The sequence below is a fragment of the Bradyrhizobium algeriense genome, assembly GCF_036924595.1.
Classification (GTDB): domain Bacteria; phylum Pseudomonadota; class Alphaproteobacteria; order Rhizobiales; family Xanthobacteraceae; genus Bradyrhizobium; species Bradyrhizobium algeriense.
Genome location: NZ_JAZHRV010000001.1, coordinates 6,398,464 through 6,410,839, shown reverse-complemented (window position 1 = coordinate 6,410,839; position 12,376 = coordinate 6,398,464). Strand labels below are relative to the sequence as shown.

Genomic DNA, 12,376 nt, shown 5'->3' with positions numbered 1-12,376 from the left:
GCTTTGAATGAAAGTCCGCATGGCGCTTTCAACGGTGCCGCTTCACCCTCATGGCGAGGAGGTGCGCTTGCGCGCAACTCGCCGGCACGAGGGGTCTCTAATCATCAAACATTGGCGGCGGCTTGAACCCGCCGAATTCGCGCTCGATCAGTTCCGCCAGCTTGAGCGGCGTGCGGTCCTCCAGCGAGGGCCCGACGATCTGCACGCCGACCGGCAGTCCATCCGGCGAAAAGCCAGTCGGGATCGCTGTCGACGGCAGGCCGGGCAAGGTGGCGATGCCGGGCCAGGAAAGCTGGTCGGGATAGATGTAATCCTTACCGTCGATCCTGATGCGGCGTTTTTCCTGGTCATCGGAGTGATCGTGCGGATAGGCCGGCGTCGGCATCAGCGGGCAGATTACGGCATCATAGGTCTTGAACAGTTCGCGCCATTGCGCGCGCAGCCGGGAGCGTCCGCCATCGGCCATCAACCAGTCGCGGTGGCTGAGCGTAATGCCGCGCAGGCGCTCGGCGGCGAGGCTTATGTCCTCGGCGGGCAGCGACGCGGCGGCCGCCAGCGCGCCGGTGTAGGCTTCGGGCGCAAAGGAAGCCGCAAGGAACGACATCAGCATCCGCATGTAGAGCCGGCTCGATACTGCGAAATCAGGCAGCAGCGGACTGGCGCGGTCGACCTTGACGCCGGCCCTGGCGAGATCTGCGGCAAGTGCTTCCAGCGTTCCGCGCACCACACTGTCGGTCGGCATGACAGGATCGCTGTCGATCAAGAGCACGCGGAAGTTCTTCATCTCCGTGTGACGCGCCGGTGGCAGCGTGAGGCTATAGGCCTTGCCGGATTCGAGCGGATCGGGCCCTGCGATCACGTCGAGCAGCAGCGACAAATCGGCCACGCAACGCGCCATCGGACCGATCACGCTGAGATCGCGCGTGGAAGGCAGCGGCGGCAGGGGTGGCGGCGTGTGGCCGCGCATGGCGACGAGGTCGAAGGTCGGCTTATGCGCGTAGATGCCGCAGTGAAACGCGGGCACGCGCAAGGAGCCGCCGATGTCGGAGCCGAGCGAGAGCGCGCCATAGCCCGCCGCGAGCGCCGCCGACGAGCCGCCGGAAGAACCGCCCGGCGTGCGGCCGAGATTGAACGGGTTGTTGGTGGTGCCGTAGATTTCGTTGTAGCTCTGCCAGTCGCCGAGCCCGAGCGGCACGTTGGTCTTGCCGAGGATCACGCCGCCGGCGTCCTTGACGCGGGTGATCGGCAGCGCGTCTTCGGTCGGCGTGAAATCCTTCTGCGCCGGAATGCCCCAGGTCGTCGGCAGCCCCGCAATGTTGAAGGACTCCTTCACCGTCATCGGGATGCCGAGCAGCGGCTTCTTCACCCCGCGGGCTAGTTCCGCATCGGCAGCCCGCGCGGCGGCAAGGCCGCGCTCGAAATCACGGACGCAAATCGCATTGATCTTGGCATCGTGCCGCTCGATCCGGCCGATCGCGTCCTCTGCCAATTCGACCGCTGAGACTTTCCTGTCAGCAAGCGCAGATGACAATTCGACGGCGGTCTTGAAACTCCATTGCGATTTGGCCAAGGCGTACTCCCGATCTGTCCTTCGATGCGGCGCGGATGATGCTCAGTTTGCGCCGACGCCGCAAGAGCAATGGCTGTACAGCGGCAGAACGGTCACGTTGCTATGCTCTTGGCGGCAACACCGTTTGCGCGCTAGTCTTCCGCTCAACGAAAAATGAAAACAGTGCGGGAGGCTCCGATGAGATTTGCGCGGATGAAATTCGCAAAATTCATGCGCCGGGTCGGCGCCATCAAGCACGAGCCTGCTTCGTGGAAGGACATGTTCTTCCCCGAGATCGGCGGGCTCAACGGCAGTTGATGCCACTCTTCCGGAATGTCTGCGAACCAAAATCAACGGGCAGAGGAAACCATGCCACACAGCGCGAGTCGGAAATTTCCCGTGTTGTCCACTAAGCGGCTGACCTTGCGGGCCGCGGCGCCAAAGGACGTCCCTGCGTTTCGGGCGTTATTGTCGGTTCCCGACGTAACGCGTTTTTCCAATTGGCCCGACGCGCCGTCCACGACGCAGGTCGAACGTTTCGTGCGCTGGATGTCCAAGGTCCACGGCTCCGGCAAGGGGTGTGCCTGGATCATCGAGATCAGCGGCTCAAAGGCGCTGGCCGGCGCGATCCGCTTCAACAGTTTCGAGAAGAAATGGCGCTGCGGCCAAATCGGCTACGAGTTGCATCCGGATTATTGGGGCAGGGGCCTGATGACGGAGGCGGTGCGGGCCGTGGTCGCGTGCGGACATGAGACCTTCAGGCTCAATCGTATCGATGCCTGGACGATGCCCGGTAATGCCGCGTCCGACCGCGTGCTGGAAAAGTCAGGCTTTCAGTATGAAGGCACGTTGCGGCAAAAGGCATGGTTCAAGGGCGCGTTCCATGATTTTCGAATGTTCGGCCGGATCGCGGGAGACGCCGTGAGTGCGAACTGAGGCGCCGGCTACGCCGTCCCGATCAATATCCCGACCGCGAGCACGATGGCGCCGCCGAGCACGATCTGGAACACCGCCTGAAGGAAAGGCGTGTCCATGTATCGCGCGCGGATAAAGGCGATCGCCCACAATTCAAAGAACACGATGATGCAGGCGATCACGGTCGCGATCCAGAATGCGTTCGGCCAGGGGTCGGGAACGAGATAGGGCAGGGTGTGGCCGATACCGCCCAGCGTCGTCATCAACCCGCAGGTGATGCCGCGCAGCCATGGCGAGCCGCGCCCCGTCAGCGAGCCATCATCCGAGAGCGCTTCGGCAAAGCCCATGCTGATGCCGGCGCCGATCGAGGCGGCCAGTCCCACCAGAAACGTCTGCCAGTTCTGATGCGTGGCAAAGGCGGCGGCGAACAGTGGCGCCAGCGTCGAGACCGAGCCGTCCATCAATCCGGCCAACCCCGGCTGCACATATTGCAGCACGAACATACGCCGGCGCGTCTTGTCTTCCTCGGCGCGCACATCCGGGCTGAGGATCTCGCCGGTCAGCTTCACTGCGAGCTTCTCGTGGCCCCTTTCTTCCTCGGCGAGGTCGCCGAGCAAGCGGCGCACGCCGACATCGTCGGCCTGCTCTGCGGCCTTGATGTAGAATTGCTCGGCCTGGAGTTCCATCGTCTCGACTTCCTTGCGGATGGTGTCGAGCGACAGGTTCTTGGTCAGCCAGATCGGCCGACGCCTCAGGAAGCCCTTGACGTCCTCGCGGCGGATCGGCGGCAGATGCGCGCCAAAGCGCTGCTCGTACAGTTCCAGCAGCCGATGGCGGTGGCCGCGTTCCTCCTCGGCCATCTCCTCGAACACCTTGGCCGAATCCGGATAGCGTTCCGCGAGGTCTTCCGCGAACGTCATGTAGATGCGGCTGTCCTCCTCCTCGGAAGAGATCGCGACAGCCAGCACTTCGCGTTCGGTCAGATCGGCGAAATTCTTCACGGGACAGCGCCTTTTTCTTAATTTAGAATAATTCTAATATTGGCTGTCGCCGCGGTCAATTGCCGGGCCTGGCCTGGTTCGCCTTGGTCTAAGCGTTCGCGTTCGTCCCTCGCAAGAATTGCACCAGCAACCAGCTCACTTCGTTGGCCTGCTCCTGCTGCACCCAGTGGCCCGCGCCATCGACGAGATGGCTGCCGATCATGTTGGTGCAGGCCTTCTGCATGGCCTCGTACACGCCGGGACGCTGATAGGTGCCCCAGTCCTGCTTGCCCGAGATGAAGGCAGAGCGCACGTCGATGGTGCGGCCCGACCAGGTCTGCAGTTCCGGCAAAAACGCGCCCGAGGTGCCGCAGCGATACCATTGCAGCCCGCCCTGGAAACCGTTGCGTTCGTACTCGGCGCTGTAGAAGGCAAGCTCGCTATCGGGCAACCATTTATTCGCGGCGATCTCTTCCGCTGACGGCATCTCTTCCGCAACCGTCGCGGCCATGTCCTTGGCGAGGTCCATCACATAATAGGTCGGCAGTTTTGCGATTTCGCCCGCCGACCATGACTTCAGCGGATATGGCTGGTTGTCCTTCCAGTCCGCGCTCTTGTGATGATAGTAGGCGCGCAGGAAATCGTGCACGCCTTGCGGCGCGCGGTGCATGTCGGCATTCGCCTCGCGCGTCGAGTAGTACCATTGGTAATGCTTTCGCGGGCGCGGCAGCGCTGCGAGGTCGTGGTGAATGGGATCATCGACGGGCCTGGCGGGTTCGTGCACCGTGTTGAAGGGCAGGGGTGGCGGGCCGCCGAACGGCGCGCTCATCATGAGGACCGAGCGAAACACGTCGGGCCGGATCAGCGCGCACCAGGCGGCGACCGAAGAGCCGAAATCATGCCCGATGACGGCGTCAACGCTGCGATAGCCGAACGCCGACACCAGCCCAAGCGTGTCGCGCACCAGGTTGGTGAGCCGGAACGAGGCGAGATCGCCGTCGTAGTCCGGGTCCCATCCGGTGGTGCGGCCATAGCCGCGCTGGTCCGGCGCGATCACGTGATAGCCGGCTTCTGCGAGAACCGGCATCACCTTGCGCCAGGAGAAGGCGAGTTCGGGGAAGCCATGCAGCAGCAGCACGCAGGGCCGGCCGCGGGTTTCGAAGCCGGCCTCGAGCACATGCATGCGCAGGCCGTTGATGCCGTCGACATAGCGCGAGCGGATGGAAGGCGGGAGCGGGATCTCGGGGAGGATGGGCATTGTTCGCGCCTTTCTTCCCCCTCTCCCTTGTGGGAGAGGGTGGATCGAATGAGCGTAAGCTCATTTGAGACGGGTGAGGGGTCTGTCTCCGCGGATAGAGACCCCTCATCCGCCTTGCCTTCGGCAAGGCACCTTCTCCCACAAGGGGAGAAGGGAAGAAAGTGCCGCGTGCTTTGGCCGGATGCGTAGGGTGAGCAAAAGCGTAAGCGTGCCCACCATCAGGTGTAGGCGAGCAGATGATGGGTACGGCGCTTAGCGCCTCTGCCCACCCTGCGATTCCCGCGCTACCCCTTCGCCGCCGGCTTCGGCCAGTACTTGTCGCGCAGATGCCGCTTCACCAGTTTCCCGGTCGGCGTCCGCGGCAACTCCGCCTCGAAGTCGATGCTTTTCGGGCATTTGATCGGCGACAAATGCTTGCGGCAGAACACGATCAGTTCGGCCTCGAGCTCCTTGCCGGCTTTTGCCATGTCGTGCGGCTGCACCACGGCCTTGACCTCTTCGCCCATTTCCTCGTTCGGCACGCCGAACACCGCGACGTCGGAGACGGCGGGATGGGTGATCAGGACGTCCTCGGTCTCCTGCGGGTAGATGTTCACGCCGCCCGAGATGATCATGTAGCTCTTGCGGTCGGTGAGGTAGAGGAAACCTTCCGCGTCGAGATAGCCGACGTCGCCGAGCGTCGACCAGCCTTTTTCATTGTAGGCCTTCTTCGTCTTCTCGGGATCGTTGTGATAGGCGAAGGCAGGCGCATCGGCGAAATAGACAGTGCCGATTTCGCCCACGGGACGCTCCTCGTCGTTCTCGTCCAAAATCTTCACCTTGCCGACCACGGCGCGGCCGACGGTGCCGCGGTGCGTCAGCCATTGCTGCGAGGTCGAGACGGTGACGCCGTTGCCTTCGGAGCCGGCGTAATATTCGATCAGGATCGGTCCCCACCACTCGATCATTTTTGCCTTCACGTCGACCGGGCAGGGGGCCGCGGCGTGAATCGCGCCTTTCAGCGAGGAAACATTGTAGCGCGTGCGCACCTCGTCCGGCAGCTTCAGCATGCGCACGAACATGGTCGGCACCAGCTGCGACTGCGTGGCCTTGTATTTCTCGACCAGTTTTAGAAATTCCTCGGCGTCGAAATGCTCCATGATGATGGAGGTGCCGCCGAGCGTGATCGCCATCATGTTGAAGCGCAAGGGGGCTGCGTGATAGAGCGGCGCCGGCGACAGATAGATGCTGTCGGACGACATGCCGCACATGTCGGCGCAGAGAATTTTCAGGAGCGGGTTCGGCACGTCGATCGCCTTGCCCTCGAACTCCTTCTTGATGCCCTTGGGCCGCCCGGTGGTGCCGGACGAATACAGCATGTCGTAGCCCGCCAGCTCATCCGCAATCGGCATGGCCGGCTGCGCGGCGGCTTCCCTGTCAAAGGAACGGAAGCCCGGCTCGGGCTCATCCATCATGTAGAGCAGCGGTCCATCAGGCTGGCCAACGAGGCCCCTGACCTGGTCGGCGCATTTCGGCGTGGTGATGAAGACTTTTGCGCCGCAGTCTTTCACGATGTAGGCGATTTCGTCCTGCGTCAGATAGCGGCTGATCGCGGTGTAGTAGAGACCTGCGCGCTGCGCCGCCCAGCAGATCTCCATGAAGGCGAGGCGGTTTTCCATCAGGAGTGCAATGTGGTCGCCGGCCCTAAGCCCAAGTGAACGAAACAGTTGCGCGCCCTGGTTCGAGAGCTCGTCGAGTTCACGATAGGTGATCGCCTTGCCGGTCGTCGCCATCTGATAGGCGATCTTGTTCGGATAGGTGCGGGCGTGGACGGAGGGATGGGTCATGGGTGTTTCCTCAATAAGAAAATGGCGAGCAGGAAGCGCACTCCCTGCTCGCCAGTCGCCAAACGCTTTTCTTGTTTTTAAAGCCGCTCGACGATGGTCACGTTCGCCATGCCGCCGCCTTCGCACATGGTCTGCAGGCCGTAACGCTTGTTGTTCTGCTTCAGCGCATTGACCAGCGTGGTCATCAGCTTGGTGCCGGAGCCGCCGAGCGGATGGCCGAGCGCGATGGCGCCGCCATTGACGTTGAGCCGTGCCGGATCGGCGCCTGTCGTCTTCAGCCATGCCACCGGCACGGCCGCGAAGGCCTCGTTGACCTCGAACAGGTCGATGTCGTTGATCGACATCCCGGCCTTCTCCAGCGCCCGCTTGGTGGCGTGCAGCGGGGCATCCAGCATGATCACGGGATCGCCGCCCATCATGGTCATGTGATGGATCCGCGCCAGCGGCTTGACGCCGAGCGACTTGAGGCCGCGTTCGTTCACCACCAAGACGCCGGAAGCGCCGTCGCAGATCTGGCTGGCGCTGGCCGCGGTATGCTTGCCGTTCTCGGCGATCAGCTTGACGCCCTTGATGCCGTCGAGGCTGGCGTCGAAGCGGATGCCTTCGTCGATGTGATGGGTATCGGTCGAGTTGTCGGCGCGGGTGATCTGCAGCGGAACGATTTCTTCCTTGAACTTGCCGCCTTGAGTCGCGGCAATCGCGCGCTGGTGGCTGTTGTAGGAGTATTCGTCGAGCTGGTCCTTCGAGAGGCCGTACTTCTCCGCCATCATTTCCGCGCCGGTGAACTGGCTGAACACGATGTTCGGATATTTCTGCTCGAGGCCCGGGCTCTTGTAGTGGCCAAAGCCGTTCTTGGCGGGCAGCTGCGAGGCAAGGCCCATCGGCACCCGCGTCATCGATTCCACGCCTGCGGCGATCACAATGTCCATCGAGCCGGCCATCACCGCCTGCGCCGCGAAGTGCAGCGCTTGCTGCGACGAGCCGCACTGGCGGTCGACCGAGGTGGCGGGCACGCTCTCGGGAAGTTTCGAGGCCATCACCGCGTTGCGGGCGATGTTGTTGGACTGCTCGCCGGCCTGCATCACGCAGCCCATGATGACGTCTTCGATCTGGGCGGGATCGACGCCGGAGCGATCGACCAGCGAATTCAGTACCGAAGCGGCGAGATCGGCCGGATGCCAGCCTGCGAGACGTCCCCCCTTGCGGCCACCCGCGGTACGCGCGGCGGCGACGATATAGGCCTCGGCCATGTCTGTTCTCCCTGATGTTTATGGATGGCGTTTGAAAGTTGGGCCGGATTTAAGGGGCGCTGCGGGATTTAGTCAATCAATCAATTAACTCTTGAGTGCAGGCGCGGCATGCGCTTATGTGCGGCCCGGATTTCCGGACCAGGCAGCGATGGCATCGCAGTTGAATACCAGCATACCGACCAGGCCTCAGGGCGGTAAAAACAGCACCGCCGAGAAGCTGCTTATCGCGGCGAGCGAACTGATGATCGAGCGCGCCTCGATCGAGGTGTCGCTGTCCGACATCGCGCAGAAGTCGGGCGTCAACGCCGCGCTGGTGAAATACCATTTCGGCAACAAGGACGGGCTGTTACTGGCGCTGCTGGCGCGCGACGCCGCGACCGAGATGTCGGGGCTCGAATATCTCATCAGCCAGCCGATATCGCCGACCGCAAAACTCAAGCTGCATATCGGCGGCATTATCCGCGCCTATTACCAGTTCCCGTATATGAACCGGCTGATCCACTATCTGCTGCATGAGAGCAGCACGGAAGCGGCCGACGAGGTGTCGAAGTTTTTCGTGGCGCCGCTCCTGGAATTCCAGCGGCGGCTGCTCGCGGAGGGCATCAAGGCCGGCGAGTTTCGCAACATCGATCCGGTGATGTTCTACACCAGCCTGGTTGGCGCCTGCGATCACCTGTTCTTCGGCCGCCACGCGATGTCGCGGGCGACCGGTGTCGGCCCCGTCACCGACGAGGTCTGCCGCGAATATATCAAGCATATGGAAGCGCTGATCTGCGGCGGGATGCTGAACGGGAAAGAAAAAGGTGCCGCCGCCGGATAACGATCGCGACACTCAGTAGCCTACGAATCCAGAGAAGAAACTCCCAAGGAAAGGTTGTTACAATGCAGTTGCAAGACGTAGCCGTTCTCATCACCGGCGGTGGCTCCGGCCTCGGCGCCGCGACCGCCCGCGCCATGGCCGCCAAGGGCGCGAAAATCGGCGTCATCGACCAGAACAAGGAAAACGCCGAAAAGGTCGCCGCCGAAGTGAAGGGCGTTGCCCTTCATGCCGACGTGACTGACGAAGAGGCGATCAAGGCGGCGATTGCCAAGGCCGAAGCCGCCCACGGCATTACGCGCGTCTTGATGAACTGCGCCGGCATCGGCGGTTCGCAGCGCACCGTCGGCAAGGACGGCGTCTATCCGTTGGCGAAGTTTGTCCGCATCATCAATGTCAATCTGATCGGTACCTTCAACGTGCTGCGCCTGTTCGCTGAGCGCCTCGCGACCGCGCCGCCGGTCGGCGAAGAACGCGGCGTCGCCATCAACACGGCTTCGGTGGCGGCTTATGAAGGCCAGATCGGCCAGATCGCCTATTCGGCGTCGAAGGGCGGCGTCGTCGGTCTCACGCTCCCGGCCGCGCGCGATCTCGCCAGCCTCAAGATCCGCGTCAACACCATCGCGCCCGGCCTGTTCCTGACGCCGCTCTTGATGGGCCTGAACGAGGAGGCCCGCAAGAGCCTTGGCGCCCAGGTGCCGCATCCGGCCCGCCTCGGCGACGCCGCCGAATACGGCGCGCTCGCGGTTCACATCGTCGAGAACCCGATGCTCAACGGCGAAACCATCCGTCTCGACGGCGCCATCCGCATGGCGCCAAGGTAAGGCGCACTCTCTCGTCGTCCCCGCGAAAGCGGGGACCCATACTCCGCGGCGGTTTTTGCTCAGGAAGGTCTCTGCGACCATGCCCCATCGACACGACACGGCGTATGGGTCCCGGCTCGCGCTTCGCTTGGCCGGGACGACGGTGGGGAGGCTTGCGTGACAAGCCCGCTGCTGATCGAACATCATGACGGGGTCGATTGGGTCACGCTCAATCGTCCGGACAGCCTCAACGCGCTCAACCCTGACATGATCGATGCGCTGAACGCCTATTTCGAAGGCCTGCAGCGCAATCGCTCCATCCGCGTGGTCGTACTGAAGGGCGCCGGCGCGTCGTTCTGCGCCGGGCTCGACCTCAAACATGCGATGAAGCGCCGCGCCGGCCAGCAGGAGCCGCCCGGCGTGACCGAATCGCTGGACTCGCAGCGGCGCATTGCCGACATCGTGATGCTGATGCGGCGCGGTCCGCAGCCGATCATCGCGCTGATCCAGGGTGCGGCGGCCGGCGGTGGCTTTGCGCTGGCGCTCGCCGCCGATATCCGGATCGCCACCAAGTCCGCGCGGATGAACTGCGCCTTCATCAAGCTCGGCCTCGGCGGCTGCGACATCGGCACCTCCTATTTCCTGCCGCGGCTGGTCGGCGTGTCGGTGGCGTCCGAACTGATCCTCACCGGCCGCTTCATCGGCGCAGAACGTGCGCTTGCGGTGGGCCTCGTTTCCGAAGTCGTTGAGGAAGGCGGGCTGGACGCAGCAGTCGAACCTTACGTCGATGCGATGATGACGGCTTCGCCGGTGGGCTTAAGGCTGTCGAAAGAATGCCTCAACATGAGCGTCGATGCCGGCTCGATCGAAGCCGTGATCGCGATGGAAGACCGCAATCAGGTGTTGTGCAGCCGTTCGGAAGATTTCAACGAAGGCATCAGCGCCTTTCTCGAAAAGCGAAAGCCTGTCTATATCAAGCGATAGAACTTGAAGTCCGCAAAGGACCGAATTCCGGGAGACGCAATATGAGTGGGAGTGCTGCCGCAGTGTTGACCAAGCCGGCCTTTCGCAAGATCGAGTGGCTGGCGCGCGACATCGCGGTCGAGCGTCGTCCCGATGGCGTCATCATCCTGAAGTCGCGCATCCCGCTGCAGCCTTACGAGAAGCATATCCCGGCGTCGCTTTCGAAATGGGCGAAGCAGGCGCCCGAGCGCATCTGGCTGGCGCAACGCGGCGACGCGGACCGGCAATGGCGGAAAGTCTCCTACGGCGAAGCCAAGCGCATCGTCGACGGGCTGACGCAGGGCCTGCTCAATCTCGGTCTCGAAGACCAGCCCGTTGCGATCCTGTCCGGCAATTCGATCGAGCACGCGCTGATGACGCAGGCCGCGATGCAGGCGCGCTCTCCCGCAGCGCCGGTGTCGCCGGCCTATTCGCTGATGAGCCATGATCATCTCAAGCTCAAATACCTCTTCGACCTGATCAGGCCTGCGGTCGTGATGGTGCAGGACGGGCCGACCTTTGAGAAGGCCTTGAAGGCGCTCGACCTGACCGGCGTTACTGTCGTCCACGTCGCGCGGCCCTGCGATGGCATCAAGAGCGTGTCCTTTGCCGATCTCGCCGCAACGCCGGTGACCAAAGCGGTCGAGGAGTCGATTGCGAAGATCACGCCCAAAACCGTCGGCAAGCTGCTGTTCACATCGGGCTCGACCGGCATGCCGAAGGCCGTCATCAACACGCAGGAGATGATGTGCGCAAATGCGGCGATGATGATGCAGGTGCGCCCGCGCGATCCGAACGGGCCGATTGCGACCGTGCTCGACTGGATGCCGTGGAATCACACCATGGGCGGCAATGCCGCGTTCCATCCGATCCTGGTCGATGGCGGCACGCTGTATATCGACGACGGCCGGCCGATGCCCGGCCAGATCGAGGAGACCCTGCGTAACCTGCGCGAGATTTCGCCGACTTATTATGCCAACGTGCCCGCCGGTTATGCGGCGCTGGCGGCGGCCATGGAAAAGGACGACGCGCTATGTCGATCTTTCTTCAAGAATCTGACCGTGATGGCCTACGGCGGCGCGCGGCTGCCTGATGATCTCTACGACCGCATGCAGGCGCTGGCGGTGAAGACCACCGGCGAGCGCATCGTGTTCTATACGGGGTGGGGCTCGACCGAGACCGCGCCGACCTCGACCGGCACCTATTGGGACACCGAGCGCGTCGGCCTGATCGGCCTGCCGTTCCCCGGCGTCGAGCTGAAGATGGTGCCGTGCGGTTCGAAGTACGAGTTGCGCCTGCGCGGCGTCAACGTCACGCCGGGCTATTTCGGCCAGCCTGATTTGACGAAGAAGATGTTCGACGAGGAGGGGTTCTATTGCATCGGCGATGCAGGCATATTCGTCGATGAAAAGGATCCATTGCAGGGCATCATCTTCGCCGGCCGCGTGGTCGAGGACTTCAAGCTCACGACCGGTACCTTCGTCCATGTCGGCTCGCTGCGGACCGATGCGATCGCTGCCGCCACGCCTGTTGTGCACGACGCACTGGTGGCTGGGCAGGACCGGGAATTCATCGGGCTGTTGGCCTGGCCCAATCTGCACGCCTGCCGGCAGATCGTCCGCAGTCCCGATGCGACGTTTGAAGACGTGGTCAAGCATCCCGAAGTGATCGCCTGCCTGAAGCGCGGGCTGGAAGCGCACAACGCGGCCGCCACCGGCAGCAGCATGCGGATCGCGCGCGCGATGCTGATGGCCGAGCCGCCCTCGATCGACGGCAACGAGCTCACCGACAAGGGTTACATCAACCAGCGCGCCGGCCTCGAGCGCCGCGCCGCGCTGGTGGAGAAGCTATACGCCGAGAAGCCGGGAGAGGACGTGATCATTTTGAACTGACCGTAGGATGGGTAGAGCGCAGCGAAACCCATCAACCGCAACCAAACAATGATGGGTATCGCTTCGCTCCACCCATCCTACGAG

Annotated in this window: 10 protein-coding genes; 5 read left to right on the top strand and 5 right to left on the bottom strand. The window is 63.1% G+C overall.

Going from position 1 to position 12,376, the window contains the following annotated elements; genetic code table 11:
- Positions 1-97 precede the first annotated feature (97 nt).
- Positions 98-1,570, bottom strand: coding sequence for an amidase (locus tag V1286_RS30895; RefSeq protein ID WP_334486094.1), 1,473 nt, complete (start codon positions 1,568-1,570; stop codon positions 98-100).
- Positions 1,571-1,948: 378 nt separating this feature from the next.
- On the opposite strand from V1286_RS30895, the gene V1286_RS30890 reads away from it, so the two are divergent.
- On the top strand, positions 1,949-2,485 hold the full coding sequence (locus V1286_RS30890; RefSeq protein ID WP_334486091.1) for a GNAT family N-acetyltransferase: 537 nt from the start codon (positions 1,949-1,951) through the stop codon (positions 2,483-2,485).
- Between the two features lie 8 nt (positions 2,486-2,493).
- Here the strand turns inward: V1286_RS30890 and mbfA are convergent, their stop codons facing one another.
- From mbfA to V1286_RS30870, 4 genes are all read right to left on the bottom strand, one after another.
- Positions 2,494-3,465 (bottom strand): iron exporter MbfA, encoded by a 972-nt coding sequence (gene mbfA / locus V1286_RS30885; RefSeq protein ID WP_334486088.1) that lies wholly within the window; start codon positions 3,463-3,465, stop codon positions 2,494-2,496.
- A gap of 88 nt (positions 3,466-3,553) precedes the next feature.
- Positions 3,554-4,702 carry an alpha/beta fold hydrolase gene (locus V1286_RS30880; protein WP_334486085.1) on the bottom strand — a complete coding sequence of 383 codons (1,149 nt, stop codon included), beginning with the start codon at positions 4,700-4,702 and terminating at the stop codon, positions 3,554-3,556.
- Between the two features lie 284 nt (positions 4,703-4,986).
- On the bottom strand, positions 4,987-6,528 hold the full coding sequence (locus tag V1286_RS30875) for an acyl-CoA synthetase (RefSeq protein ID WP_334486083.1): 1,542 nt from the start codon (positions 6,526-6,528) through the stop codon (positions 4,987-4,989).
- A gap of 77 nt (positions 6,529-6,605) precedes the next feature.
- Positions 6,606-7,778, bottom strand: coding sequence for an acetyl-CoA C-acetyltransferase (locus V1286_RS30870; protein WP_334486081.1), 1,173 nt, complete (start codon positions 7,776-7,778; stop codon positions 6,606-6,608).
- A 148-nt stretch (positions 7,779-7,926) separates the two neighbouring features.
- On the opposite strand from V1286_RS30870, the gene V1286_RS30865 reads away from it, so the two are divergent.
- The 4 genes from V1286_RS30865 (at position 7,927) to V1286_RS30850 (ending at position 12,292) form a co-directional block, all read left to right on the top strand.
- The gene (locus V1286_RS30865) at positions 7,927-8,598 is read left to right on the top strand and encodes a TetR family transcriptional regulator (protein WP_334486079.1); all 672 of its coding nucleotides are present in this window, start codon (positions 7,927-7,929) and stop codon (positions 8,596-8,598) included.
- Between the two features lie 62 nt (positions 8,599-8,660).
- Positions 8,661-9,419: an SDR family NAD(P)-dependent oxidoreductase gene (locus V1286_RS30860; RefSeq protein ID WP_334486076.1), complete on the top strand. Its 759-nt coding sequence runs from the start codon at positions 8,661-8,663 to the stop codon at positions 9,417-9,419.
- Positions 9,420-9,575: 156 nt separating this feature from the next.
- A complete protein-coding gene (locus V1286_RS30855) occupies positions 9,576-10,382 on the top strand; it encodes an enoyl-CoA hydratase/isomerase family protein (RefSeq protein ID WP_334486073.1) in 807 nt (268 codons plus the stop codon).
- 41 nt (positions 10,383-10,423) lie between these two features.
- Entirely contained in the window at positions 10,424-12,292 is a 1,869-nt protein-coding gene (locus tag V1286_RS30850) for an AMP-binding protein (protein WP_334486070.1), read from the top strand.
- Positions 12,293-12,376 lie beyond the last annotated feature (84 nt).

Bases quoted from the DNA above. Each gene is read 5' to 3' on its own strand.
- V1286_RS30850 (WP_334486070.1), top strand. From the start codon at position 10,424: ATGAGTGGGAGTGCTGCCGCAGTGTTGACCAAGCCGGCCTTTCGCAAG.
- V1286_RS30860 (WP_334486076.1), top strand. From the start codon at position 8,661: ATGCAGTTGCAAGACGTAGCCGTTCTCATCACCGGCGGTGGCTCCGGC.
- V1286_RS30880 (WP_334486085.1), bottom strand. From the start codon at position 4,702: ATGCCCATCCTCCCCGAGATCCCGCTCCCGCCTTCCATCCGCTCGCGC.
- V1286_RS30870 (WP_334486081.1), bottom strand. From the start codon at position 7,778: ATGGCCGAGGCCTATATCGTCGCCGCCGCGCGTACCGCGGGTGGCCGC.
- V1286_RS30875 (WP_334486083.1), bottom strand. From the start codon at position 6,528: ATGACCCATCCCTCCGTCCACGCCCGCACCTATCCGAACAAGATCGCC.
- V1286_RS30865 (WP_334486079.1), top strand. From the start codon at position 7,927: ATGGCATCGCAGTTGAATACCAGCATACCGACCAGGCCTCAGGGCGGT.